The organism is Streptomyces sp. NPDC046308 (assembly GCF_055588065.1).
Genome location: NZ_JBVJFB010000005.1, coordinates 312389 through 336204 on the forward strand (window position 1 = coordinate 312389; position 23816 = coordinate 336204).

The following is a 23816-nucleotide window of genomic DNA, read 5'->3' on the forward strand; positions in this document are numbered from 1 at the left end:
CTCATGAGTCACAAGTCAGGGCTCACGCGTCGGGGCTCACAAGTAGGGGCTCACAAGTCGGGCGGCTCACGCGTCACTTGTCGCGCGGCTCCGTCGCCGTCCCGCGCACGACAGGGCGGCGGCGGGGCAGGCGGAGGTGGGGCAGGCGGTGCCACCAGTGCCTGCGGCGCGGGTGCACGGCACGGCCCAGCCGGCGGCCGATCAGCAGGTACCCGAGGAGCGCTCCGGCCGTGTTGAGGATGACGTCGTCGATGTCGAAGACGCGGCCGGTGACGAGGGCCCCCTGGGTGAGCTCCACCAGGGTCATGAGGCACACCGTCACGACGGCGACCCGCAACAGCCCTCGGGCCGGGGGCAGCAGGACGGGCAGGAGCACGCCGAAGGGCAGGCCCAGCAGGAGGTTCCCGCCCAGCTGGCGCACCGCCTCGATGGTCGAGGCCCCGTCGAGGTAGGCCCTGATCGAGCGGCCGGGATGGACGTTGCTGTGGACGAGGGCCGCCGAGGCGGCGGACGGTTCCAGCGTCAGCCGGGCCAGGACCACACTGAAGGCGACGGTGCCGGCGAAGGCCGCCACCATGGCCAGTGCCCGGACGGCGGGGTGCGCCGGACGGCGCCGCCCCCCGGAGACCGGTACGGCCGCTTCCTCCGCCTGCTCACCGCGCGGCGCTCCACTCCATGTCATGCGGGCGCGCTTACCCGGCGAACGGCGCGCTACGCGCGTCCGGCTGACGGTCCGCCAGCCGGGAGGCCTCGAACTCCGCCCAGACGACCTTGCCGGTCCCGTGGACGTAGGAACCCCACCGGTCGGACAGCCGCTGCACGATGTGCAGGCCGTGGCCGCCGGGGACACCCGGCCGGGAGACGGCTCGGCGGCGTGGCAGCGCCGTCGCGCCGTCGAGCACGTCGATGCGCAGGGTGTCACCGGCGGTCAGTACGAGCTCGTGGCAACCACGGGCGTGCAACGCCGCGTTGGTCACCAGCTCGGACACGACGAGCAGGGCGTCCTCGGCGGTGTCGCCGCGGTCCCAGCCCCAGTCCCGCAGGGTCTGACGGGTGAAGTCGCGGCCCTTGCCGACCGCGCCCCGGACACTGCGCAGCGCGAGCCGGCGCCGCTGCCCGGTGACCGGCACTCCCGTACGCCGGGTTTCGCCGGCGGCTGTTCCCGTCGTGTCCACTGTGGCCTCACCCCGACCGTCGAGCTGCTGTCTGTGTCGGACGGAGCCGTGCCGCCCCGTCCACGGACCCGCCCCGGACCGGCCGCTTCCCGCGTCCGGCCCGGGGCCGGCCGGCTACCAGTAATGGCGCCGACCGCCGACCGCGTGCCCGACCGAACCCAGGACCCACAGCACCGCCCCCACCACGAGCAGGATGACTCCGATGGTCCACAGGATGGAAATTCCGGTCAGGAATCCCACGAGCAGGAGAATAAGTCCGACGAGAATCATGATGCCCCTCGTTCGCGTTGGGAATTCGGCGGAACAATGGGAACCGCCGTGGCCTCTCGGATCGCGTCTGCCCTCGAATTTCGGATACGAACGGGTCGGAGGGCACGGAAATGGGCCCGAACTCGACTGCTCCGGACCCATTCAGGTGGCGCGTCAGGCCGGGCGGCGGCCGAGGGGGCCGCCGGCCGAGTAGTAGTACGTGCCGAGCGCCTCGCGGTAGTCGACGTCGCCCAGGTGCGTGTCCCGGTGGAATTCCGGGGCGTTCCTGATCTGCTCCTTGGTGCCGTCGACGTAGACCTTCTCCTCGTCCGCGTCGATCCGGATCACGGTGCTCGCCGGGAGCAGGACCTCCTTGCCGAAGATCCACACACCGGTGTCGACGACCAGGTAGGCGTCACCGGCCTCGTGGGAGTGCTTGTCGACCTTGCCGATCTCGCCGTCGGTCGCCTCGACCTTGTAGCCGGTCAGATCGGCACCGGCCAGGTGGCCGGAGGCCGGCCGGTAGGTCCACACATGTTCGGTCACGCGAAAACAACTCCTCCGACGGACAGGGGACGACGAGGTCTTCCTGCCGTCCCGCCCTCTTCGATGGCGTACGCGGTGGCGTCGGTGCCCCGCCCGGACTCGGTTGCCCCGGCCCCGGCGCATCATTCACGGGACCGCGTTCGCCGGAGTGCGCGATGCACCGGAATGCGCGTGCGCGCGAGTGCCCCGCCGGGCCGCGGCCCGGCGGGGCACTCCGTACGTGGAACGGGTCGGGAGGCGGGTCAGGACTTGCGCGTGCCCTTCATCTTGTCCGAGGCCTTCGCCGTCATGTCCTCCGCCTTGCCGCTCATCCGCTCGGCACTGCCTTCCGCCTGCATGCCCTTGTCGTCCATGGCACTGCCGGCGCTCTCCTTGATCTTGCCCTTGACCTGCTTGGCCTTGCCCTTTGCCTTGCTCATGACGGGGTGGTTCCTTTCTGGAAGGGGTGCTGCCCACCTTGCTTCCGCCGCAGGCACTCCGCAATTCGTGCCGTAATTCCCTGGTGAATACGGGTGGCGTCGGCGCCCTCAGTCCGGGGGTTCAGGCACCGCGGGCGGCTCGCCGGGCGTGGGCCGGTCGGGATCCGGATCGGGATCACGGGGCTTGGGGCCGGGACTCGGGTGGGCCGGCTCGCGGGGCACCGGATCGCGCGGCACCGGATCCGGACTGCCCGGCGTGGGCCCGGGGCCTTCGGGTTCCGGTTCGGTGGTCCAGTCCATGGGGTTCACCTCGTGTTCCTTGGCTTGCGTGGCCTCGCCGGCCGGTCCTGCCGAGCGGGCGCCCCTGGCGCCTGCCCCGTCGCACGCACCTCAAGCGGGGACGGCGGCGACCACTTCCGGGCCCGCGCGCCGGGACTGCCGCCGGGCCTCGCCACCTGGGCGCACGCGGGGTACAGCCGTGGCATGCTCGAGGAATGAAGGGAGACGCCGCACCCGCGGGGGAGGGCGCCGGGCCCGAGGTGCTGGCGCTCGCCAAGGTGGTCGCCAGGCTGCGAACGGAAGTCGTGGACCTGGAGGGCGCCGCCGCGACCACGGCCGTCGTGGAGCGGGCCAAGGGCGTCCTGATGGCCCGGTCGGGCGTATCCGCCGACACCGCCCACGAGCTGCTGCTCGGCCGGGCCCGGGCGGGCGGCCGCACCCTGCTGGAGGAGTGCTGGCTCACCCTCGGGCAGATCTCCTCGAATCCGCAGCCCGCGACCGCCCCCGCCGCCCAGCCAGGCGCGAAGGACGAAGCGGCCGCCCCGGCCGGCGGCTCCGGACACCGGCTCGTCGGCAGTCGCGCCGGTACGGCCGCCCTGCGCCCGCCGCTGGCCCGGCTCGCCGACGGCCTGACGGCGGCACACGGCGGTGACGACATCGCGGAGCTGCTACGGACCGTGCTCGGCACCGTAGCCGGTGTGGACGCGGTGATGATCTACGCCCTGACGTCCGCCGGAAACCTGGAACTGGTCGGCCATGCCGGCATCGACGACGTGCTGGCCGAGCGGTGGAGCCGCATCCCCCCGCTCGCGGGCGTGGCCGCGCACGAGGCGGTCACCGGGCGGCGGGCCCTGTGGCTGGAGGATCCGGCGCGGGACGCCCGCCACTACCTGCTGATCGGGGACGCGACGGACCGGTGGCACTCCCGCGCCTGGATCCCCGTACCCGCCGACGGGCCCCCGCAGAAGGCCATCGGCTTCCTGCGGACTCGGCCGGGGCCCTTCCCCTCCGACATCCGGGCGCTGCTGCGGCGGGCGGCCCGGTTGTGCGCCGGCCCGCTGGGGATGCCGGAGCGGCACCACGACGCCGGAGCCGAGCCGGCGGACGTGGACGTGGCCGCCGCCCAGCGGATGCTGGACGCGCTGGCCGGGCCCGCCATCCTGCTCACCCCCCTGCGCTCGGAGACCGGCGAGGTGGAGGACTACCGCATCGACGCGGCGGCGCCCGAGTCGGTGGACGTCGCCGGGCGGCGCGGCAAGGAACTGGTCGGCCGCCGGGTCCTGGAGACGTACCCGACCGTGGTGGGCACCGCGCTGTGGGACGGGTACCTGGAGACGCTCACGACGGGAACGCCGTACGAGGGCGAGCCCTTCACCTACGAGGAGGTGGTCGCCGGTGTCCCGCAGCAGTCCGTCTACTCGGTCCGGGCCTCCAGGCTGGGGGACCGGCTGGTCGTGTCCTGGATCCGCCACGACACGAGCGAGCGCGAGGCACGGCGGCTGGCCGACATGCAGCGGCTGGGCAACCTCGGCTGGGCCGGATGGAACCTGGCGGCGGACACGGTCACCTGGTCCGACCGGGTCTACGCCATCTTCGACCGCGATCCCCGCCACGGGCCGATGTCCCTGGAGGAGCTGCCACGGCACGTGGTCCCCGACGACCTGCCCAAGCTGGGCACCGCGGTCCGGCGGCTGCTGAGCGAGGGGGAGCCCGTCGACCAGCCGTTCCGGATCACGACCGCCGACGGCGTGCGCCACCTGCGGCTCGTCGCCGAGGCCCAGACGGACGCGGACGGCACACCGGTGGAGGTGCACGGCTTCTTCCAGGACCTCAGCGCGCAGCGGGGCGTCGAGCTCGCGTTGCGCGAGAGCGAGCGGGCCGTCCTCCTCCAGCGCGGCATGCTCCAGGCCGAGCGGGCGCTCGCCGCGAGCCTCCAGGACACCCTGCTGCCGATCCCCGAGCAGTCCCTGGGGCTGGCCGGCCTGCGCATCGACGTCGCGTACGTCCCGGCCGACCGAGGGGTCAACGTCGGTGGCGACTGGTACAGCGCCATCGAACTGCCCGACGGCAGCGCCCTGTTCGTCGTCGGGGACGTGGCCGGCCACGGTCTGGCCGCCGTCGGCACGATGGCTCAGCTGCGGTTCACCACGAAGGGCATGACGATCACCGGCTCGCCCCTGCCCGAGGTGTTGCGCCGGCTCAACACCCTCCTCCTCCACACCGCCACGGACCCCTCCGCCAGCGCGACCGCCACCATGGTCATGGGCCGCTACCAGCCCTGGGACCGGCGCCTGACCTGGGTACGGGCCGGCCACCTGCCCCCCTTGCTGGTCCGCGGCGACCAGGCGAGCTTCCTCGAACAGCCGCGGGGCAACCTCCTCGGCGCGACCTTCGACGCCTCCTACGGCCAGGCCGTCCTCGACCTGCTGCCCGGCGACCGCCTGCTGTTCTACACCGACGGACTCGTGGAGGAACCGGGCGAGGACATCGGCGTCGGACTCGACCGGCTCGCCGCGTCCACGCTGCGGCTCCTCAAAGCGGGGCACGACGAAACCCTCGCCCGGACGCTCGCCGCGCTGTGCCCGGGCAACCGGGACGACATCTGCGTCCTCGACATCCATGTCCCGGACGACGCGTGATCCGGGCCGCAGGCTTGGACGGCAACCGACGGGGTAGGCGCGCTGTACCCCGAGAATCCCGGACGGGAGAGGGAGTGTGTGCCTGATGTCCACGGCGAACGGAGAACGCTTCACCGTCGAGGCGCGGTCCCTCCGAGGGGCCACGGTCCTGGCGATGACGGGGGAACTCGACCACGACACCGCCGAGCCCCTGCGGCAGGCCCTGGACACCGCCTGGCCCGATGGCGGCCGGCTGCTCGTCGATCTGACCCGGCTGGACTTCTGCGACTCCACGGGCTTGAACGTGCTGTTGCGCGGACGGCTCGCCGTCCAGGAAACCGGGGGCACCCTCGAGCTGGTCGGCCTGCACCCACCCGTCGCACGCATGTTCCACATCACGGGGGCGGACCGGCTCTTCCGGATCCACACGGACGTGGAATCCGCGCTCGCGACGTCCCAGCACCCGTAGGTACCGGCACCCGTCACCCGTAGGTACCGGCACCCGTAGGGAGGAGCACCGATGGACGAGGGCCGGGCTCCGGAGCTGACCCGGCTCCTCGTGCTGCACGAGGCCGCGAACGCGGTCACGCGGTGCCGCGACTTCACGCGCCGGGCCCTCGCGGACTGGAGCTGGCCGCCGGGACCCGCGGAGGAGGGCACCCCCGGGGCGGAGATCACCGACGACGTCCTGCTCCTGGTGTCCGAAGTCGTGGCCAACGCCTGCCTGCACGCGGGCGGGCCCACCTCCCTGGCGCTGCGCTGTACGAGCGAGCGGCTGCGGATCGAGGTGACGGACGCGAGCCCCGCCGCACCACGGGCCACGCACGGCTCCGACCCGTCGCGCCCCGGCGGTCACGGCCTCCTCATCGTGGAGCGGCTGGGCCGCACCTGGGGCTGGAGTCCGGTGGGCGGCACCGGCAAGTGCGTCTGGGTGGAGATCGGCGCGACGTAGGGGTGTGAGTTCACAGGCACCGGGCCGTGCGGGTCCGTCAGTGACCCGTATGGACTCGGCCCGCTGCCGTAAAGGTCGCGTCATGGGGTGGCCGGGGGTGCGTACCGGCGGGGATAGCTTCGGTGTCGCGCCCCGGACCGCCTCCCCGCATCCGGGGCCCCAACCGCCGCTCGTGGTTCCTCTGGGAGGGCCTCATGTGTTTGTTCCAGTACGACGACGACCCGGAGCCTGAAGAACGCGTCCCCGCCGGGCCCCTGTACGTGCCGGTCCTGCCGGGAAGGACGGAGGTGGCGGTACGCCTGTTCCGCACCCCGCTGGGAGCACGTACCGCCGTGGGCTTCACCAGTGCCGAGCGGCTGGCCGCGACGCTCGGCGCCGGACAGCGCTGGATCCGGCTCTCCGAGTCCGCGCTCCACGCCATGGCCGAACCGGTCGGGGCGTCGCTGCTGACCGTCGACCCGACGCTCACCGCACCGGCGGTGACCGGGGCGCCCAGGGGGTCCGCGAGCGGGACGGACGCCGCCCGGGCCCCGCACGCTCCCGAGACCGCCGCCCGGACCGTCTGAGAGGGAGCCGCACGATGACCGGCGTCGACCTCTCCGAGATCCCGGCCCATGCCGGGGAACTGTCCGTATGGCCCGCCTCCACGACCCGGCTCCCGCACGGTGACCTGGCCGTCGGCGGGGTGTCCCTGACCGAGGTGGCCGAGCGATTCGACACCCCGGTCTACGTCCTCGACGAGGGCGAGGTGCGCGGGCGGTGCCGGACCTACCGCGACGCCTTCCCCGACGCCGAAGTGCTGTACGCCGCCAAGGCCTTCCTCTCCCGCGCGATGGTGCGCTGGGTGGAGGAGGAGGGACTGGGCCTGGACGTCTGCTCGGCCGGGGAGCTGGAGCTCGCCGTCACCGCGGGCTTCCCACCCGAGCGCATCGTGCTGCACGGCAACGCGAAGTCGCCCCGGGACCTCGAGGCGGCGCTGCGTCTCGGCGTCGGCCGGATCGTCATCGACAGTGCGTCGGAGATCGCGCGGATCGCCGCCGCCGTCGGGCCCGATGGGCGCCAGAAGGTGATGGTCCGCGTGGTGCCGGGTGTCCCGGCCGGCGGCCACGACAAGATCCGTACGGGTACGGAGGACCAGAAGTTCGGGCTCTCGCTCACCGACGGGTCGGCGCAGGACGCCGTCGCGCGCATACTCGGCCAGCCAAAGCTCGAACTGACCGGCCTGCACTGCCACATCGGCTCCCAGATCACCGAAGTGGAGCCCTACCTGGTGGCCGTGCGCCGGATGGTCGGGCTGCTGACCGGCATCCGCGACGCGCACGGAGTCGTCCTGCCCGAGCTGGACATGGGCGGCGGCCACGGCATCGGCTACCGGCCCGGCGAAGCCGCCCTCGACCTCACCGCCCTCGCCCGCGGCCTCCGCGCCGAGCTCGGCGAAGGCTGCGCCGCCGCGGGCCTGTCCGTACCCCGGCTCGTCATCGAGCCGGGGCGTGCCGTCGCCGGTCCTGCGGGGGTCGCCGTGTACCGCGTGCTCGCCGTCAAGCACACCGGCGGAAAGGTCTTCGCCGCCGTCGACGGAGCCATGAGCGACAACCCGCGCCCCGCCCTGTACGGGGTGCGCTACGCACCCCGCCTGATCGGCCGTCACTCCGCCGCCGACGCCCGGACGGCCACGGTCGTCGGGCGGCACTGCGAGGCGGGGGACGTGCTCGCCGCCGACGTGGAGCTGCCGGGTGACGTCCATCCCGGTGACCTGCTCGCCGTACCGGCGGCCGGCGCGTACCAGCTGTCGATGGCCTCCGGCTACAACATGGTGGGGCGTCCCCCGGTGGTCTCCGTCCACGAGGGCGCGTCCCGCGTACTGCTCAGGCGCGAGACCCTGGACGACTTCCGCAGCCGGGACATCGGCCGCTAGGGGCCCCTTTCGGATCTTGCGCCCCACCTCGCCGCGTGGTCAGGGCGTTAGCATCGGCTCCCATGATCGTATGGCTGAACGGCACACACGGCGCGGGCAAGACGACGACGAGTGCACTCGTGCAGCAACTGATTCCGGGTTCACGGGTGTTCGACGCCGAGAAGGTCGGCGAGACACTGATGGACATCCGGCCGGGGTTGCCCGCGACGGACAACTTTCAGCACTGGCCGCCGTGGCGGCCGCTCGTGGTCGAGACGGCCCGCCGCGTCCTCGACTACACCGGCGGCACCCTGGTGATCCCCATGACCGTCCTGGTCGAGGAGTACTGGCGCGAGATCAGCTCGGGCCTTGCCCAGCACGCCATTCCGGTCCGGCACTTCGTCCTCCATGCCGACCAGGACGCCCTCCGCGCGCGCATCGCGGGCGACACCGTTCTCGGCCCCGACTCCCCCTTCCGTCTTCAATACCTCGAGCCCTACGCCGAGGCGGCCCGCAGGTGGCTGCACACCCAGGCCGAGGTCGTCGACACCACGCACCTCACACCCGCCCGGGCAGCCCTGCAGATCGCCGAGGCCGTCACGATGTGAGGACGGGTCAGTCCCCGGTGGTCGCGTACGTGCGCCGGGAGCCGGCCGGCCGGGGCTGCGGGGCTGCCGCTTCGGGTACGGGAGCCTGAGGCGACTACGGCCGGCGCCGCCCTGGGCCCGGCCGGCCCGCCCCACCAGGCCTGACCGTCCGCAGGAACGCCCGACGAGGCGGCGAGGTGCGGTGCCGGGCGGCGCGGGTCAGGGGGCACCTCCCGGCGGTAGCTGGGGGAGCAGGATCCGGACGAGACGGCCTAAGGTGTCATGGGACTGGCCAGACGGATGCGAGGCGAGGAGATCCGGTGCGCGACACAGACTTCTTCCGGCGCTGGATGGCGGCCGCCGCGGCCGCGGTCGAGCGGGAGGCGGACCGGCTGACGGAGCTCGACTCCCCCATCGGGGACGCCGACCACGGCAGCAACCTGCTCCGGGGTTTCAGGGCGGTGCTCCCCGCTCTGGAGGCGGAGGACCCGGCGGCGCCGGGCGAGGTGCTGCAGCTGGCCGGGAGGACGCTCATCTCGACGGTCGGCGGCGCCTCGGGGCCCCTGTACGGGACGCTGCTGCGGCGCACCGGCAAGGCGCTCGGGGAGGCGGCCGAGGTCTCGGACGCGGAGCTGCGCGAGGCCCTGGACGCGGGGGTGGCCGCGGTGGCGCAGCTGGGCGGGGCGGCGCCGGGTGACAAGACGATGCTGGACGCGCTGGTGCCGGGGGTGGCCGCGCTGAGCACGTCGTACGGGGCGGCCGCGGAGGCGGCGGAGAACGGATCACTGGCGACGGTCCCGCTGCTGGCGCGCAAGGGCCGGGCCAGCTACCTGGGCGAGCGGAGCATCGGGCACCAGGATCCGGGCGCGACTTCGTCGGCGTTGCTGATCCGGGCGCTGGCGGACGTGGCGGAGCCCGGCGAGGAGGCGCGATGACCGGCCCGGACGCAGGCGCGGGCGCGGGCGCGGCCCCGGACGCGGGCGCGGGCGCGGCCCTGGTGGGCATCGTGCTGGTCTCGCACAGCGCGTCGGTCGCGGAGTCGGTGGCGGCGCTGGCGCGCGGCCTGGCGGCCGGCGGCCCGCTGGCCCCGGTGGCCGCGGCGGGCGGCACCGTCGCCGACGGGCTCGGCACGAGCGCGGAGCGGATCGTCGCGGCCGCGCGGGAGGTGGACCGAGGCGCCGGGGTCGCGCTGCTGGCCGACCTGGGGAGCTCGGTCCTGACGGTGAAGGCCCTGCTGCTGGACGACGAACTCCCACCGGACTCCCGGCTGGTGGACGCCCCCTTCGTGGAGGGCGCGGTGGCCGCCGTGGTGGCCGCCTCCAGCGGCCTCCCCGTCGGGGAAGTGGCCTCGGCGGCCACCGAGGCGTACGCGTACCGCAAGACCTGATCCGCCTCAGCGGCAAGGCTCGTACCGCCGGACCGCCGGACGCTACGGGCGGCCGCGCAGGGATTCGATCTCGCGCCGTTCGCGCTTCGTCGGGCGGCCGGCCCCGCGGTCGCGGATGCCGACCACGGCGGCCTCGACGGGGGTCGGCGGCGGCGGGCTCTTGTCGATCATGCACTCCGCGGCGACGGGAGCGCCCACCCGCTTGGACACGGGCCGCGTCACCACCACGATCCGCTCGCGCCCCGCGTGGAAGAGCCGTACCTCGTCACCCGCGCGCACCGCCTGCGCCGGCTTCGCCCGTTCCCCGTTGACCTTCACATGGCCCGCCCGGCAGGCGGTCGCCGCGATCGAGCGGGTCTTCGTCAGCCGCACGGACCAGATCCACGCGTCGACCCGCACCGTGCCCGATTCCGTTCCCGATACCTCATCAGCCATGCCCCGACTCTAGTGCTGTGACCGGCAAGGTTCACCGGGTTGCGACGCCCGGCACGGCACCAGCGAGGCGGAGGGGGCGGAGCGGAACGACTTTCGGCAGATACACCAAGAGGCGTGGCATCTGCCATGGATATAAGCCCAACAGGATTGCAAACGCGCCATATGTGCGCCTACCTTGTCGCACATGCAGTCCTACACCATCGGACAGGCGGCGCGTCTGCTGGGCGTCAGCCCGGACACCGCGCGCCGCTGGGCCGACGCGGGCCGGGTCGTGACCCATCGCGACGAGGCCGGCCGTCGCCTGATCAACGGCCGTGACCTCGCGGCCTTCTCCGTCGAGGTGGGCCAGGGCGCACACACCGAGGACGGCGAGCCGTACACCTCGGCACGCAACGCCTTTCCCGGCATCGTCACCGCCGTCAAGCTCGGCGACGTGGCCGCCCAGGTCGAGATCCAGGCAGGTCCCCACCGTCTGGTCTCCCTCCTCACCCGTGAGGCCGTCGAGGAGCTCGGGCTGGAGGTCGGCATGCAGGCCACCGCCCGCGTGAAGTCCACCAGCGTGCACATCGACCGCACCTGAAGCCCGGACGGCCCGCCCGCAAGTGCCCGCGAGGGCCCGCGGATCCCCGCCCTCACCCCGCACCACCCGCTCAGCCCCACCGCACGTCCTCACCCGCTCCGCCCGTCACCGGCGCGGGTCACCACCGCGCGGATCCGGCACCCGCCGGCCGCCGACCCGACCGAGGAGCCCTGCTCATGTTCCCGACCCCGACCCGCCGCCGCGCCGCGGCCGCCGGGCTGACCGCCGCCCTGCTCGTGCCGCTGGCCGCCTGCGGCAAGGCCGACGAGAAGCCCGCCGCCGGCTCCACGCCCGGCTCGTCCTCGGCGTCCGCCGAGCCCCAGGCCGCGAACCTCACCGTTCTCGCCGCCTCCTCCCTCACCGACGTCTTCAAGAAGGCGGGTGAGGCGTACCAGAAGGCCCACCCCGGTACGAAGATCACCTTCTCCTTCGCCGGTTCGCAGGAGCTCGCCGCGCAGGTCAAGCAGGGCGCTCCGGCCGACGCGCTGGTGACCGCCGACACCAAGACCATGGACGGGCTGCGGGCCGAGACCGGCGAGCCCACGGTCATCGCCAAGAACCGCCTGGTCATCGCCACCGGCAAGGGCAACCCCTTCAAGGTCGACGAGCTCAAGGACCTCGCCGACACCAGGCTGAAGGTCGTGCTCGCCGCCCCCGAGGTCCCGGTCGGCCGCTACGCCAAGCAGATCCTCGACGCCCAGAAGATCGAGGTGAAGCCGGTCTCCCAGGAGCCCAACGTCCGCGCCGTGCTGAGCAAGGTCGAGCTGGGCGAGGCCGACGCCGGCCTCGTCTACAAGACCGACTCCGCCAAGTCCGGCGACAAGGTCGTCACGGTGGACATCCCGGACGAGCAGAACGCCGTGGCCTCCTACCCGGCCGCCACGCTGAAGCAGTCCAAGAACGCCGGGGCCGCCGCCGCGTTCGTGGCCTGGCTGAGCACCCCCGAGGCCCAGAAGATCCTCCAGGACGCGGGCTTCCAGAAGGTCTGAGCGCCACCGGCGACCGCGTGAGGGGGGCCGCCTGCTCCGGGGGGACAGGCAGCCCCTCTCGGCCCACCCGCGCGCGTCCGTCCGTACGATCCTCCCCACCGCAGTCGCCCCTCCCCGGCCAGGAAGCCCATGAGCAGACTTCGCACCCGTACCCGGCCCCCGCTGACCCTGGCGATCCCCGCACTGCTCGCCGTCGCGTTCCTGCTGATGCCGCTCATCGGCATCCTCGTACGCACCCAGTGGGGCGAGCTCGGCACCCATCTCGGCAGCCCCGGCGTCGTCGAGGCGCTGAAGCTCTCGCTCCTGGTGTCCCTGTGGGCCCTCGGCCTCTCGCTGCTCCTCGGCGTACCGCTCGCCTGGCTGCTGGCCCGCGTCCCCTTCAAGGGCAAGGCGCTGGTCCGCTCCCTCGTGCTGCTCCCGATGGTGCTGCCGCCGACCGTCGGCGGTGTCGCCCTGCTCCTGGGTTTCGGCCGGCGCGGGCTCCTCGGGCCCTGGCTGGAGGACACCTTCGGGGTCACCCTGCCCTTCCACACGTCGGGCGCGGTCGTGGCGGCCACCTTCGTCGCCATGCCGTTCCTGGTCATCAGCCTGGAGGGCGCCCTCGGCGGGCTCAAGCAGAGCTACGAGGAGACCGCCGCCTCACTCGGCGCCTCGCCGGTCCGCGTGTTCTTCACGGTGACCCTGCCCATGGTGGCCCCCGGCCTGATCGCCGGAGCCGCACTCACCTGGGCCCGCGCGCTGGGCGAGTTCGGCGCGACCATCACCTTCGCCGGGAACCTGCCCGGCACCACCCAGACGCTGCCGCTCCAGGTGTACCTGCTGCTCCAGGACCGGCCTGAGGCCGCCACCTCCGTCTCGCTGCTGCTGCTGGCGATCGCCATGGGCGTACTGATCGCCCTGCGCGGCCGGTGGACGGGGACCCCGGTGGCCGCCCGCGAGGCCGTGGCCACGCCGCCGGTGCCGGACGAGGCGCCCGCGGCCGTGCCCGGCGCCGGCCGCGCCACCGGGGCGGCCGCACGGCGGGCCGCCGCGCCGGAGTCGGCGCCGGAGGCCGCGCCGCTCGAGGGCGGCCACTGGCCGCTGCACGCCACCGTCACCGGTTTCAACGAGCTCACCCTCGCCGCCGAACCGGGCACCACCATCGCCGTCGTCGGCGAGAACGGCGCCGGCAAGACCACCCTGCTGCGGGCCCTGCTCGGCCTGACCCCGCGCGCCCACGCCGACCTCCGGCTCGGCGACGCCGACGTCACCGCGCTGCCCGCGCACAAGCGGCAGGTCGCCTGGGTCCCGCAGGACGGTGCGCTGTTCCCGCACCTGAGCGCGCTGGCGAACACCGCGTACGGACTGCGTGCGCACGGGGTGCCGCGCGCCGACGCCCGCCGCGAGGCGCTGGCCTGGCTGGACCGGCTCGGCGTCGGGCACCTCGCCCAGCGCAGGCCGGCCCAGCTGTCCGGGGGCCAGGCCCAGCGCGTGGCCCTGGCCCGCGCGCTGGCCGCCCGCCCGCGGCTCCTGCTGCTCGACGAGCCGCTGGCCGCCCTCGACCAGACCACGCGGGCTCGCGTCCGGCACACCCTGCGCACGCACCTGGCCGGCTTCGGCGGGGTCTGCCTCATCGTCACGCACGATCCCGTCGAGGCGGTGTCGCTGGCCGACCGGGTCCTCGTACTGGCCGACGGCCGCACCCTCCAGGACGCGCCGCCCGCCGAGGTCACCCGGCACCCGCGGTCGCCGTGGGTGGCCCGCATGCTGGGCCGCAACGCCTGGCCGGGCATCGCGTCGGCGGACGGGCTGGCCCTCGCCGAGGGCGGGCGGCTCGTCGTCGCCGAGGTGCTGCCCGAGGGGGCGCAGGCGCTGGCGATCATCGCCCCGGAGGCGGTGTCGGTGCACCGGGAACGCCCGGCCGGCAGTCCCCGCAACGTCTGGCCGGGCACCGTACGGGAGATCACCGCGGTCGGCAGCCGGCTGCGCGTGCTGATCGCCCCGGCCGGTGCGCCCGACCTGGTCGCGGAGATCACCCCGCAGGCGGCGGCCGAGCTGGGCATCGTCGACGGGTCGCAGGTGTGGACCAGCGTGAAGGCCACCGAGATCACCCTCGTCCGCCTGTGACCACCTGACGGGCGGACGGGCGGACGGGCCGACAGCCGGACAGTCGGCCCCCTCCGCCCCGCACCCGGGGCCTGCCGCTGCGGAGCCGGTGCTCAGCCGGCCTGCTCCGAGGCGTCCACGGCGAACTCGCACCACACGCGCTTCCCGCCGCCCCGGGGCTCCACGCCCCACTCGTCCGCGAGCCGCTCCACCAGCATCAGGCCGCGCCCCGACACCGCCCAGTCCCCCGCCTCCCGCCGCCTCGGCAGGGCGCTGCTGGAGTCCTCGACCTCGATGCGGATCCGGCCCTGGGCCGTGAGCCGCATGCTGACGTCGCCGCCGCCGTCCGTGTGGACCAGGGCGTTGGTCATCAGCTCGTCCGCCGCCAGTTCGATCTCGTCGGCCCGGTCCCGCGCCCCCCAGGCGGCCACGGCGGCCCGGATCAGGTGCCGGGCCAGCGCCGGCGCCTCCGCGTCCCCCGGTTCCAGGCGCTGGCGCAGCGGACCGCCGCCGCGCGCGCCCGGCGTGCCGCGGCGGCGCAGGACGAGCAGCGCCATGTCGTCGCCGCCGCCGGAGTCCCCGACCAGGTCGCACAGCACGTCGGCGAGTTCCTCCACGTCCGTCGGACCGCTGTGGACCGCGGCCATGAACTCCCGCATGCCGGTGTCGTGGTCCGCGCCGGGGCGTTCGATCAGGCCGTCCGTGCACAGGACGAGGGTGTCCCCGGGGTGGAGCTCCAGGGTGGTGACGGGGTAGCCGGTGCCGGTACCGGACTGTTCGCGGGCCGGCAGCCCGAGCGGCAGCCCGCCCACGACCTGGATCCGGTGGCAGCTGCCGTCGCCACGCCGTACGACCGGGTCGAGGTGGCCGGCACGGACCATCCGGAGCATCCCGGTGGTGAGGTCCACCTCGGCGTACGTACACGTGGCGAACCGTTCCGTCTCCAGTTCGAGCAGGAAGGCCGAGGCCCGCGCCATCGCCGCCGCCGGGGTGTGCCCCTCCACCACGTACGCGCGCATCACGATCCGCAGCTGTCCCATGACGGCGGCCGCGTCCGTGTCGTGTCCCTCGACGTCGCCGATCATCACCCCGACCCGGCCGTCGCCGAGCGGGATCACGTCGTACCAGTCGCCGCCGATGTCCCGCCCGATCCGGGCGGAGCGGTAGCGTACGGCGATCCGCGCACCCGGCACCTCCGGGATCCGGCGCGGCAGCATGGCCCGCTGGAGCCCTTCGGCCAGGTCGTGCTCCTGCTCGAAGAGGATGGCGCGCTGGAGGCCCTGCGCGACGCCGCTGCCGAGCGCCATCAGCAGGTTCCGCTCCTCGGCGGTGAATTCCCCCTCCCGCGTGTACAGCAGCCCGAGCGCCCCGATGGGCCGCCCCTGGGCGATCAGCGGCAGGTAGACCCCGCTGCGGACGGCCAGCGGCTCGATGTACGGCCACAGCTCCGGGTAGCGGCGCTGGAAGTCCTCGCGCGAGACGAGGAAGACCGGCTGCATGGTGCGCACGGTCTCGCTCATCGGGAACCGCGCGTCGATCCGGGTGTACTCGATCTCCGGCACGTACGAGCCGAGCTGCCCCTCCGCGACCAGGTGGATGCGGCCGCCGTCGACGATGCCCAGCATCACGCTGACCGCGCCGAGGTGCCCGAGGGCCTGGGGGTCCTTGAGGACGTCGGTCACGTCGTTGACGGTGCGGGCGTGGGCGAGGATCGCGGTGGTCCGCTCGACGACGCCCGTCATCCGGGCCCGCCCCTCGGCCTGCTCCCCGGCCGCCCCGGGCTCGCCCGGGTCGTGCGCGGCGTCGCGCAGGATCCCGATGACGCGGTACGGGCGCCCGTCCGGCCGCCGCAGGATGTGGCCCTGGATGTGGGTCCAGGCCGGCGACCCGTCGCGGCGGCGGGTGCGGACGTAGGCCCCGTAGTGGCTTCGGCCGTCCTTGATCGCCTGCGCGACGCGGGTGTCGAGGCGGGCCTCCTCGGCGGGGGCCAGCCGCACCCGGAGCCCCTCGGGGGTTCCGTTGTACTCGTCCGGGCGCAGGTCGAGGACCTCGAGGGCGGTGGGATCCAGGTGCATCCGCCCGCTGTCGAGGTCCCAGTCGAAGGTGCCCATGCGGTTGAGCGCGAGGCTCGTATCGGGCCGCGCGGGCCAGTCGACCTCGGGGTTCTTTCCCCTGCGGGCCATGCAGCCAGGGTCTCACTCTCCCCCGCCGGTGTCCCCGTGGGACACGACCACCCCACGGACCCGCCCGGGCCGGCCGTCCCCCGGCCGGCCCTGGCGCCCCGCCGTGCCGGACGGTGGCCGCCGCGGCGGCGCGGGCGCCCCCGGAAACCCCGTGGCCGCAAGCCTGTTGGCCCTCTAGCATGGCGCGCTATGCCCACGAACGAACAGATCATCGAACAGGCCCTGGACCGGATCGGTGCAGGCTACGTCTTCCCCGAGAAGACCCCCGTCATCGACGCCGCGATCCGCGGCCGTCTCGCGGCGGGCGCGTACGAAGGCCTGGACGGCCCGGCGCTCTGCGAGACCGTGACGGCGCACCTCCAGGAGGTGTGCCCGGACAAGCACCTGCGCCTGCTCTGGACCGAGGAGCCGCAGTCCCTGGAACCGGTGGACGCGGACGGCGGGAAGGCCGCTTTCATGAGTCTGCTGCGGGAGCAGAACCAGGGCGTCAGCCGCGTCGAGCACCTCGAAGGCAACACAGGGCTCATCGAGATAGGGCTCATCGCAACCGCCGTCGAGGGCGCGAGCGTGATCGCCGCGGCCATGCAGCTGGTCGCGGGCACCTCCGCGCTCGTGCTGGACCTGCGCGGGTGCCGCGGCGGGGCGCCGGAAGGGGCCGCGATGTGGTGCAGCTACTTCTTCGGCGACGACCAGGTGCACCTGAACGACATCTACGACCGGACCACCGACACCACCCGCCAGTACTGGACGGTCGGGCACCTGCCCGCGCCGCGCTACACCGACCGCCCGGTGTACGTGCTCACGAGCGAGACCACCTTCTCGGGCGGCGAGGACGTCGCGTACACCCTGCAGGCCCACCGCCGGGCCGTCGTCGTCGGTGCGACGACCCGCGGCGGCGCCCATCCCACGGCCCGCCACGCGGTGGACGAGCACGTGCTCGTGACCGTGCCGACGGCCCGGAGCATCAACGCGGTCACCGGCACCAACTGGGAGGGCGTGGGCGTCGTTCCCGACGTTCAGGTCCCGGCGGACCAGGCGCTCGACACCGCGCTCAAGGCCGCACTGCGGCACACGGAGGAAGCGGCGGAGCCGCTGACCCGGCGCGGCAGCGCCTGATCCGGCAGCCGGGGACGGGGCACGCCCGCGTCGTGGGAGTGCACCGGTTCCTCCGTTCGGGGGAACCGGTGCACTCGGAGACACCGCTGGGGGCTGCTGTCGGGCTACTCGGGCTGGTCAGGCTGGTCGGGCTGGTCAGGCTGATCGGGCTGGTCGGCCGGGGCCTCCGGCTCCGGCTCTGCGGGCGGCGGCTCGACCGGGGTGTCGGGTTCCGGGGCGACTGACTCGGGCTGCTCCGTGGGCGTGTCCGGCTTGGTCTCCGGCGTCGTCTCGGGCTGGGTCTCGGGCGTCGTCTCCGGCGTCGTCTCCGGGGTGGTCTCGGGCGTCGTCTCGGCCGACGCCGTCGTGAACGTCTCGGTCGGCGTCACCGGCGTGGGAGTCTCCTCCGGTGTCGCCGACGGCTCCGTCTCGGTCGGCGTCGTCTTCGGCGTCTCCGTCTCGGTCGGCGTCGACTTGGGCGTCTCCGTCTCGGTCGGCGTCGTCTTCGGCGTCTCCGTCTCCGTGGGCGTCGACTTGGGCGTCTCGGTCTCCGTGGGCGTCGTGGTCGGCGTCCCGGTCTCCGTGGGCCTCGTGGTCGGCGTCCCGGTCTCCGTCGGCGTCTTCGTGCGGGTGTCGCTCGGGGTCGGCGTCGTGCGCGTGCCCGTGGGCGTCGGATGGGTGCGCGTCCCTGTCGGCTTCGGCGGGATGAGCGTCGGCGTGGGGATCGGCGGCGGGGGCACGGGACGGTCGGGCTTGCGGTGGTGGCTGCCCTTGTCGCGCTCGTACCAGTGCCGGCTGTGCGGGTCGTAGATGACGATCTTGTGGATCACGGTCGTCGCCGGTGCGATGACCACCACCTTCTGCGGCTGGTACGAGGACCACGTCTGCCCGAAGCGCTTCGGCGAGGCCTTCAGCGCCACCGGCGGACCGAGCGGGTTCCCGCACGCGCAGCGCACCCGCGGCACGCCCCGGTCGTCGACCAGGACGGCCGTCCCGGCCTGCAGCACGGCCTGGTAGGCGGTGAGCTTGCCGTTCTGGTAGCCGTGGTTCGTGACCCGAGTGTCCAGCCGCAGCTGCACCGAGGTGAGCGAGCGGAGGTACGCGGGGACGGCCTGCGGCTGGATGCCCTGGGCCGAGGCGAAGGCGGCGTTCTTGGACGGGTCCGCGGACAGCGACTTGACCAGCTTCTCCACGTCGCAACTGGCGCTGTTCCTCGTACCCCCGTACACGCCCGGCGCGGAGCCGCTGATGCTCCGCGTGCCCGTCGTCGTGCCCGCAGGGGAGCTGGGGCTACCGGGGGGCTTGGTGCCCGCGGGGCCCGTGGGGGACGCCACCGGGGTCTCCGGGGGGGCCTGCGTGGTGGTCGCGACCGACTCGGTGAACGGGTCGGGACCCGAGGCGGCGGCCGGTTGGAGAAAGACCTCCCCGCCGGCGTTGTCGGTGCCGCTGGGCCGGGTCAGGACGACGGCCAGGGCGACGACCGCCACCACCGCCACGAGCATCGTGGCCAGTCGGGGAACGGATCGCCACCACGGCCCCTTGTCGGGCCCGCCGGGCGGACCCGAAGCGGGCGGTGCGGACGGGGGCGGGGGCGGCGGCGGCCCTTGCTGCCCGCCCGAGAGCGGGCCCGAAGGCGGCCCGCTGGGGCGCTCTGACGAGGGCGGCCGGCCGGAGGGTTGCGTGGTCACGGGCTCTTCTTCCCAGGAGGAGGGAGTTCCCTGCGGACCATTGTGTGCGCCATCCAGGTGGTGCCCGCAAGCCGAGGGTGCCACCGTTGCAGGGTGAGCCGGATACCGAGATCACCATCGTCCGGGGTCTCAGCAAGGGCATGGCGCGACGCTCTCGTCGCCGTCGTGGCGGGGTTCGCCGTGATGACCGCGGTCGCCGCCGCCGGGCTGGCGTGCGCGGGCGCGGACGATCTGCCGGACGGCGCGTTCCCCCGTGTGGTCGCCGCGGTCGTCGTGATGGCGGCCGGCGGTTCGCTGGAGGTCTCGGGCGACGCCGGTCTCCTGGCGGGGGCGGACGTGAGCCTTTCGGTGATCCCGCTGTCGGTGAGCCTGGCCGGCGCCCTCACCGCCGGCTCCTGCTTCCTGCACCCCCTGCACAACCGGGCGGTGGCCCGGCCCCGCGAACTGGTCGGCCGAGCCCTGCCGTTGGTGGTGCTGTGGCTCCTCGCCCTGACCGGCGCCGCACTGCTGGCCCGGCAGACCTTCGGCCTCTCCACCGCCGACTCCCCCGCCGGGGTGATCGGTGAACTCATCGACTCCGCCGCGACGGTGGGGTTCCGGGCCGACCTGCCCGCCACGCTCCTCTTCGGACTGCTGTGGATCCTGGGCCTGTTGCTGATCGCCCTGCTGGTCTCGCGCCGCGCGCCGCTCCCGGCCGGGCTGGTCCGCTTCCACGCGGCGCTGCGCCCGGCCGCCTTCGCCACGATGCTGCTGCTCCTCGCCTACGTCGTCCTCGGCATCGGGGTCGGCCTGGTGGTGGCCGCGACCCAGGGCCACGCCGCTCGCACCTTCGCCGTGTTGCTGCTCGGGCTGCCGAACCTCGCGTGGCTCGCCTTCACCCTGGGCTTCGGCGGTGCCTGGCAGGGCCAGGTGGACGGCCCGTTCGGGCTGCCGATGCCACAGCTCCTGGACCAGGTGCTGCGCGGCTCCGAGCCGTCCACGGTGGACGTGGCCTCGCTCGCGGAGCACGACTCCCGGGCGTGGTGGCTGGTGGCGGTGGCAGCCGTGCTGTTGCTCGGCACCGGCGTGCTGGCGGCCGTACGGTCCCCCGCGCACGTCCGGCCCTGGCAGCACGCGCTCCACCTGGGCGTGGCCCTGGCCCTGGCGACCCTGACGGTGTGTCTGCTCGGGCGCGTCCAGGCGGAGTTCGGCCTCTCGCTGCTGGGCATCGGCGAGGTGGACGGGCTCGGCGGCACGCTCCTGCTGGATCCCGTCCTGTGGCGCACGGTCGGGCTCGCCCTCCTGTGGGGGGTGGTGGCGGGCTTCCTCGGCGCCCTCCTGGCCCGCCCCCTGCACCGCCGCGGCCGCGTCGAGGCACCGGCCGCGCCGCCGGCCTCGCCCTGAGCTCCGCCGAACCGGCATCCGCCCACCACCGCACCGGAGACGGGATCCCGGCACGCCGGGATCCCGTCGCGCCGGATCGCGTTCAGTCGGTCTCGGGGTCGTGCGTGTCCACGATCCGGGTCTTCTCGTGCTCCGGGTCGGGCTCCTGGCGGCCCCCGACCGCTCCCTCGCCCGGTGGCGGGCCCGGGGGTACGCCGGACCCGGATCCCACCTGCGTCGGCGTGGGCAGGGCGGGTGCGGCCGGGGGCTGCTGCGGGCCGGGAGAGGCCCCGGGCGCGGCCACGACCGCGAAGGTCGTCAGCCGGCTCTCGTCCCCGTACAGCCACTTCCCCACCGTGGGGTCGTAGACCCACACCGCCTCCCCGTCCAGGACCACCCCGGCCCGCAGCCCGCGTACGGTCCGCCGGAAGGACTCGGCGTCCGTTCTGCCCGAGGCGAGCTCGTCCACGGCGCGCCGGTAGCGCTCCAGGGCCTCGGCTGCGCGCGTGAGCTGCGGCCGCGCGTCCTCCGTACGGGCGAGCGGCCGGTCGGCCGTCGGCGGGGGCTGCGGCACCGACACCAGGAGCCGGCCGTCCACCCACGCGGACCAGCCGTTGGCGCACAGGACCTCGCCCCAGTCACCGCGCCGGGACAGCAGCTGTACGGGCAGGAAGCCGTCGAGCGGCACGGTGGGGCGGGACACGTCGGGGCTCTCCCAGGCGGGCAGGCCCTCCTGGGGGACGATGTGGGTGGGCCGGAAGTCCTCGGCCGGACCGATGCTGGTCATGGGCGGCTACTTCCTCATGACCGCGGGCTCGTTGCGCCGCAGCATCCGGGCCACCAGCACGGTGAACAGCACGGACAGGACGAGCAGCATCCCGATTTCGAGGACCCACAGGCTCGTCTTGTGATCGAACAGCGGGTCCTGGGTGATCTTGAGGGGCACGATCGCGCCGATGTCGGTGGTGGTGCCCATCGCGCCCATCGCCCAGCGAGCCGGCACGAACCAGGCCAGCTGTTCGAGGACGGGAACGCCGGAGATCTTCAGCAGGGCGCCGCAGAAGGCGGACTGGACGATGGTGAGGAGGACCAGCAGCGGCATGGTGGCCTCCTCCTTGGTCACCAGGGCGGAGATCATCAGGCCGAGCAGCATCGAGGTGAACGACAGCAGGGCGACGGCGAGGGCGATCTCGACCAGCGGCGGCAGGAAGATCCCCTTGCCGCCGGGGGCGTTGGTGTCGACCCCGGCGAGGCCGACGACGGTGAGGACCACGGCCTGGGCGATGGTGAGCACGCCGAGGACCACCACCTTGGACATCAGGTAGGCCGACCGGGACAGGCCGACGGCGCGCTCGCGCTGGTAGATGACGCGTTCCTTCACGATCTCGCGCACCGCGTTGGCGGAGCCGGTCAGGACACCGCCCAGGACCAGGATGAACAGCGCGTTCAGGCCCGTCTCGGCCGTGAGGGCGCTGCCTGCCAGCGCGCGGGCCAGGCAACCCATGACGAACGGCAGCCCGATCATGATGGCCAGGAAGGTGCGGTCGGCACTGAGCACGGCGGTGTACCGGCGGATCAGGGTGGAGAGCTGGGAGCCCCAGCTCTGGGCCTTGGGCGGCGGCTGCGGCACGGCGCCGGCAGTCCGTGCCGCCTCCTGCGCGGAAGGGGGCGGCGGCCTTCCGGCGGAGACGTCGACGTAGCGGCTCTGCAGCGGTGAGGCGCGGTACTGTCCGGCCCAGTCGCGGTTCTGGTCGTTCTCGAACGCCTCGTAGGCCTCGGGCCACTGCTCGAAGCCGAAGAATCCGAGGGCCTTCTCCGGAGGGCCGAAGTAGGCGGTGCGTCCGCCGGGCGCGAGGATCAGGAGGCGGTCGCACACGTCGAGGTTGAGCACGCTGTGGGTGACGACGATGACCGTACGGCCGTCGTCCGCGAGGCCGCGCAGCATGTGCATCACCGAGCGGTCCATGCCGGGGTCGAGGCCGGAGGTGGGCTCGTCCAGGAAGAGCAGTGAGGGCTTGGTGAGCAGCTCCAGGGCGACGGACACGCGTTTGCGCTGGCCGCCGGAGAGGCTGTGGATGGTCTGGTCGGCACGCTGCTGGAGGCCGAGTTCGCCGATCACCTCCTCCACCCGGGCCTGACGTTCGGCCTTGGCGGTGTCCTGCGGGAAGCGCAGTTCGGCGGCGTAGCCGAGGGCGCGCCGCACGGTGAGCTGCGAGTGCAGGATGTCGTCCTGGGGGACGAGGCCGATGCGGCGGCGCAGTTCGGCGTAGTCGCGGTAGAGGTCGCGTCCGTCGTAGAGGACGGTGCCCTGATCGGCGGGGCGCAGTCCGGTGAGCGCGCCGAGCAGAGTGGACTTGCCGGCGCCGCTGGGGCCGACGACGGCCAGCAGGCACTTGGCTCCGACGGGGAAGGACACCCGGTCGAGGAGGATCTTGCGGCCCTTGTCGACGGCGACGGTGAGGTCCTGGACGTCGAGCGAGACCTCGCCCGTGTCCACGTACTCCTCGAGCTGGTCGCCCACGAGGCAGAAGGCCGAGTGGCCGATGCCGACGATGTCGCCCTGGCGCAGGGGGGCGGCCCGGCGGTCGAGGCGGGTGCCGTTGAGGTAGGTGCCGTTGTGGCTGCCGACGTCGGCGATCTCGTAGCTTCCGTCGGCGAGGGCGCGGAGTTCGGCGTGCCGGCGGGAGACGGTGAGGTCGTCGATGAAGAGGTCGCTCTCGGGGTCGCGGCCGATGCGCAGGGCGGTACGGGCGAGCAGCGGGCGCACGGTCGTCGGCCGCTGGAAGGTACGCGACAGCGACGAGACCCGGGACGGCCGGCCGGCGTACGCGGCGTCCGGCGCGGCGGAGGGCTCGGCCGCGGCCGGCGGGGGCGGCGCGGCCGAGGGGGGCGGCGGAGGACCGACGAGGACGGCGCGCGGGCCGTCCTCCGCGTCGCCGAACCGCAGCTGACTGCCGGCGCCGACGCTCCATTCGTGGACGCGCCGGCCGTCGGCCCAGGTGCCGTTGGTGCTGTGCTCGTCCTCCACCGTCCAGTGGTCGCCCTCCGGGCGCAGGACCGCGTGGTGCCAGGAGACCCTGCCGTCCTGCAGGCAGATCTCGCAGAGCGGGTCCCTGCCGACGCGGTACGTCCGGCCCGGGCTCATCGCGACGGAGCCCGTGTCGGTCACCAGGACGAGCTCGGGTGCGGTCGGCACACCGGGGCGCTGGACCATGAGCAGATTTTCCCACGAACCCGCCCGCCCGGCAGCGGCCCCACATCACCGCAGGTCAGAGGCCTCTTATGGGTAATGA

General features: G+C 73.8%; 23 protein-coding genes. 13 read left to right on the forward strand and 10 right to left on the reverse strand.

Going from position 1 to position 23816, the window contains the following annotated elements:
* Positions 1 to 73 precede the first annotated feature (73 nt).
* The 5 genes from ACZ6JT_RS22165 to ACZ6JT_RS22185 all read right to left on the reverse strand — a co-directional run bounded on the left by ACZ6JT_RS22165 (position 74) and on the right by ACZ6JT_RS22185 (position 2389).
* Complete coding sequence (locus tag ACZ6JT_RS22165) at positions 74 to 682, reverse strand: VanZ family protein (RefSeq protein WP_469212109.1); 609 nt, start codon at positions 680 to 682, stop codon at positions 74 to 76.
* A gap of 10 nt (positions 683 to 692) precedes the next feature.
* Complete coding sequence (locus ACZ6JT_RS22170; protein ID WP_469212111.1) at positions 693 to 1175, reverse strand: ATP-binding protein; 483 nt, start codon at positions 1173 to 1175, stop codon at positions 693 to 695.
* A gap of 114 nt (positions 1176 to 1289) precedes the next feature.
* The gene (locus tag ACZ6JT_RS22175) at positions 1290 to 1445 is read right to left on the reverse strand and encodes a DUF6131 family protein (RefSeq protein ID WP_469212112.1); all 156 of its coding nucleotides are present in this window, start codon (positions 1443 to 1445) and stop codon (positions 1290 to 1292) included.
* Between the two features lie 153 nt (positions 1446 to 1598).
* The gene (locus ACZ6JT_RS22180) at positions 1599 to 1970 is read right to left on the reverse strand and encodes a PRC-barrel domain-containing protein (protein ID WP_469212114.1); all 372 of its coding nucleotides are present in this window, start codon (positions 1968 to 1970) and stop codon (positions 1599 to 1601) included.
* Between the two features lie 242 nt (positions 1971 to 2212).
* On the reverse strand, positions 2213 to 2389 hold the full coding sequence (locus ACZ6JT_RS22185; protein WP_365473584.1) for a CsbD family protein: 177 nt from the start codon (positions 2387 to 2389) through the stop codon (positions 2213 to 2215).
* A gap of 494 nt (positions 2390 to 2883) precedes the next feature.
* Here ACZ6JT_RS22185 and ACZ6JT_RS22190 point away from each other — a divergent pair, with 494 nt between their 5' ends.
* The 8 genes from ACZ6JT_RS22190 to ACZ6JT_RS22225 all read left to right on the forward strand — a co-directional run bounded on the left by ACZ6JT_RS22190 (position 2884) and on the right by ACZ6JT_RS22225 (position 10106).
* Positions 2884 to 5307: a SpoIIE family protein phosphatase gene (locus tag ACZ6JT_RS22190; protein WP_469212116.1), complete on the forward strand. Its 2424-nt coding sequence runs from the start codon at positions 2884 to 2886 to the stop codon at positions 5305 to 5307.
* Positions 5308 to 5392: 85 nt separating this feature from the next.
* The gene (locus ACZ6JT_RS22195; RefSeq protein ID WP_469212118.1) at positions 5393 to 5755 is read left to right on the forward strand and encodes an STAS domain-containing protein; all 363 of its coding nucleotides are present in this window, start codon (positions 5393 to 5395) and stop codon (positions 5753 to 5755) included.
* 51 nt (positions 5756 to 5806) lie between these two features.
* The gene (locus ACZ6JT_RS22200; RefSeq protein ID WP_469212120.1) at positions 5807 to 6238 is read left to right on the forward strand and encodes an ATP-binding protein; all 432 of its coding nucleotides are present in this window, start codon (positions 5807 to 5809) and stop codon (positions 6236 to 6238) included.
* A gap of 194 nt (positions 6239 to 6432) precedes the next feature.
* Positions 6433 to 6804 (forward strand): SAV_915 family protein, encoded by a 372-nt coding sequence (locus ACZ6JT_RS22205; protein ID WP_469212122.1) that lies wholly within the window; start codon positions 6433 to 6435, stop codon positions 6802 to 6804.
* A gap of 14 nt (positions 6805 to 6818) precedes the next feature.
* On the forward strand, positions 6819 to 8153 hold the full coding sequence (gene lysA / locus ACZ6JT_RS22210) for a diaminopimelate decarboxylase (RefSeq protein WP_469212124.1): 1335 nt from the start codon (positions 6819 to 6821) through the stop codon (positions 8151 to 8153).
* A gap of 62 nt (positions 8154 to 8215) precedes the next feature.
* Complete coding sequence (locus ACZ6JT_RS22215) at positions 8216 to 8740, forward strand: AAA family ATPase (RefSeq protein ID WP_469212126.1); 525 nt, start codon at positions 8216 to 8218, stop codon at positions 8738 to 8740.
* 299 nt (positions 8741 to 9039) lie between these two features.
* Positions 9040 to 9654, forward strand: a complete 615-nt coding sequence (gene dhaL / locus ACZ6JT_RS22220) for a dihydroxyacetone kinase subunit DhaL (RefSeq protein WP_469212128.1) — start codon at positions 9040 to 9042, stop codon at positions 9652 to 9654.
* A complete protein-coding gene (locus ACZ6JT_RS22225; RefSeq protein WP_469212130.1) occupies positions 9651 to 10106 on the forward strand; it encodes a PTS-dependent dihydroxyacetone kinase phosphotransferase subunit DhaM in 456 nt (151 codons plus the stop codon). The genes dhaL and ACZ6JT_RS22225 overlap by 4 nt, the downstream gene beginning before the upstream one ends.
* A 42-nt stretch (positions 10107 to 10148) precedes the next feature.
* Here ACZ6JT_RS22225 and ACZ6JT_RS22230 read toward each other — a convergent pair whose 3' ends face one another.
* Complete coding sequence (locus ACZ6JT_RS22230) at positions 10149 to 10541, reverse strand: RNA-binding S4 domain-containing protein (RefSeq protein ID WP_469212132.1); 393 nt, start codon at positions 10539 to 10541, stop codon at positions 10149 to 10151.
* A 184-nt stretch (positions 10542 to 10725) separates the two neighbouring features.
* Between ACZ6JT_RS22230 and ACZ6JT_RS22235 the strand changes: the two genes are divergently transcribed.
* The 3 genes from ACZ6JT_RS22235 (at position 10726) to ACZ6JT_RS22245 (ending at position 14216) form a co-directional block, all read left to right on the forward strand.
* Positions 10726 to 11121 carry a TOBE domain-containing protein gene (locus ACZ6JT_RS22235; RefSeq protein ID WP_362860305.1) on the forward strand — a complete coding sequence of 132 codons (396 nt, stop codon included), beginning with the start codon at positions 10726 to 10728 and terminating at the stop codon, positions 11119 to 11121.
* Positions 11122 to 11297: 176 nt separating this feature from the next.
* Complete coding sequence (gene modA, locus ACZ6JT_RS22240) at positions 11298 to 12110, forward strand: molybdate ABC transporter substrate-binding protein (protein ID WP_469212135.1); 813 nt, start codon at positions 11298 to 11300, stop codon at positions 12108 to 12110.
* Positions 12111 to 12239: 129 nt separating this feature from the next.
* Positions 12240 to 14216: an ABC transporter permease gene (locus ACZ6JT_RS22245; RefSeq protein ID WP_469212137.1), complete on the forward strand. Its 1977-nt coding sequence runs from the start codon at positions 12240 to 12242 to the stop codon at positions 14214 to 14216.
* 92 nt (positions 14217 to 14308) lie between these two features.
* Here the strand turns inward: ACZ6JT_RS22245 and ACZ6JT_RS22250 are convergent, their stop codons facing one another.
* On the reverse strand, positions 14309 to 16378 hold the full coding sequence (locus tag ACZ6JT_RS22250; protein WP_469212139.1) for a SpoIIE family protein phosphatase: 2070 nt from the start codon (positions 16376 to 16378) through the stop codon (positions 14309 to 14311).
* A gap of 189 nt (positions 16379 to 16567) precedes the next feature.
* Here ACZ6JT_RS22250 and ACZ6JT_RS22255 point away from each other — a divergent pair, with 189 nt between their 5' ends.
* Positions 16568 to 17494 carry a S41 family peptidase gene (locus ACZ6JT_RS22255; protein ID WP_469212141.1) on the forward strand — a complete coding sequence of 309 codons (927 nt, stop codon included), beginning with the start codon at positions 16568 to 16570 and terminating at the stop codon, positions 17492 to 17494.
* 104 nt (positions 17495 to 17598) lie between these two features.
* Here the strand turns inward: ACZ6JT_RS22255 and ACZ6JT_RS22260 are convergent, their stop codons facing one another.
* Positions 17599 to 18975: a DUF6777 domain-containing protein gene (locus ACZ6JT_RS22260; protein WP_469212143.1), complete on the reverse strand. Its 1377-nt coding sequence runs from the start codon at positions 18973 to 18975 to the stop codon at positions 17599 to 17601.
* A gap of 279 nt (positions 18976 to 19254) precedes the next feature.
* Here ACZ6JT_RS22260 and ACZ6JT_RS22265 point away from each other — a divergent pair, with 279 nt between their 5' ends.
* Positions 19255 to 20544: a streptophobe family protein gene (locus ACZ6JT_RS22265; RefSeq protein ID WP_469212145.1), complete on the forward strand. Its 1290-nt coding sequence runs from the start codon at positions 19255 to 19257 to the stop codon at positions 20542 to 20544.
* Between the two features lie 82 nt (positions 20545 to 20626).
* Here ACZ6JT_RS22265 and ACZ6JT_RS22270 read toward each other — a convergent pair whose 3' ends face one another.
* Complete coding sequence (locus ACZ6JT_RS22270; protein WP_469212147.1) at positions 20627 to 21310, reverse strand: hypothetical protein; 684 nt, start codon at positions 21308 to 21310, stop codon at positions 20627 to 20629.
* A 6-nt stretch (positions 21311 to 21316) separates the two neighbouring features.
* Complete coding sequence (locus tag ACZ6JT_RS22275; protein WP_469212149.1) at positions 21317 to 23737, reverse strand: ABC transporter ATP-binding protein/permease; 2421 nt, start codon at positions 23735 to 23737, stop codon at positions 21317 to 21319.
* Positions 23738 to 23816 lie beyond the last annotated feature (79 nt).

Bases quoted from the DNA above. Each gene is read 5' to 3' on its own strand.
- ACZ6JT_RS22165 (WP_469212109.1), bottom strand. From the start codon at position 682: ATGACATGGAGTGGAGCGCCGCGCGGTGAGCAGGCGGAGGAAGCGGCC.
- ACZ6JT_RS22175 (WP_469212112.1), bottom strand. From the start codon at position 1,445: ATGATTCTCGTCGGACTTATTCTCCTGCTCGTGGGATTCCTGACCGGA.
- ACZ6JT_RS22185 (WP_365473584.1), bottom strand. From the start codon at position 2,389: ATGAGCAAGGCAAAGGGCAAGGCCAAGCAGGTCAAGGGCAAGATCAAG.
- ACZ6JT_RS22190 (WP_469212116.1), top strand. From the start codon at position 2,884: ATGAAGGGAGACGCCGCACCCGCGGGGGAGGGCGCCGGGCCCGAGGTG.
- ACZ6JT_RS22195 (WP_469212118.1), top strand. From the start codon at position 5,393: ATGTCCACGGCGAACGGAGAACGCTTCACCGTCGAGGCGCGGTCCCTC.
- ACZ6JT_RS22200 (WP_469212120.1), top strand. From the start codon at position 5,807: ATGGACGAGGGCCGGGCTCCGGAGCTGACCCGGCTCCTCGTGCTGCAC.
- ACZ6JT_RS22205 (WP_469212122.1), top strand. From the start codon at position 6,433: ATGTGTTTGTTCCAGTACGACGACGACCCGGAGCCTGAAGAACGCGTC.
- lysA (WP_469212124.1), top strand. From the start codon at position 6,819: ATGACCGGCGTCGACCTCTCCGAGATCCCGGCCCATGCCGGGGAACTG.
- ACZ6JT_RS22215 (WP_469212126.1), top strand. From the start codon at position 8,216: ATGATCGTATGGCTGAACGGCACACACGGCGCGGGCAAGACGACGACG.
- ACZ6JT_RS22225 (WP_469212130.1), top strand. From the start codon at position 9,651: ATGACCGGCCCGGACGCAGGCGCGGGCGCGGGCGCGGCCCCGGACGCG.
- ACZ6JT_RS22230 (WP_469212132.1), bottom strand. From the start codon at position 10,541: ATGGCTGATGAGGTATCGGGAACGGAATCGGGCACGGTGCGGGTCGAC.
- ACZ6JT_RS22235 (WP_362860305.1), top strand. From the start codon at position 10,726: ATGCAGTCCTACACCATCGGACAGGCGGCGCGTCTGCTGGGCGTCAGC.
- modA (WP_469212135.1), top strand. From the start codon at position 11,298: ATGTTCCCGACCCCGACCCGCCGCCGCGCCGCGGCCGCCGGGCTGACC.
- ACZ6JT_RS22245 (WP_469212137.1), top strand. From the start codon at position 12,240: ATGAGCAGACTTCGCACCCGTACCCGGCCCCCGCTGACCCTGGCGATC.
- ACZ6JT_RS22250 (WP_469212139.1), bottom strand. From the start codon at position 16,378: ATGGCCCGCAGGGGAAAGAACCCCGAGGTCGACTGGCCCGCGCGGCCC.
- ACZ6JT_RS22255 (WP_469212141.1), top strand. From the start codon at position 16,568: ATGCCCACGAACGAACAGATCATCGAACAGGCCCTGGACCGGATCGGT.
- ACZ6JT_RS22260 (WP_469212143.1), bottom strand. From the start codon at position 18,975: ATGCTCGTGGCGGTGGTGGCGGTCGTCGCCCTGGCCGTCGTCCTGACC.
- ACZ6JT_RS22270 (WP_469212147.1), bottom strand. From the start codon at position 21,310: ATGACCAGCATCGGTCCGGCCGAGGACTTCCGGCCCACCCACATCGTC.
- ACZ6JT_RS22275 (WP_469212149.1), bottom strand. From the start codon at position 23,737: ATGGTCCAGCGCCCCGGTGTGCCGACCGCACCCGAGCTCGTCCTGGTG.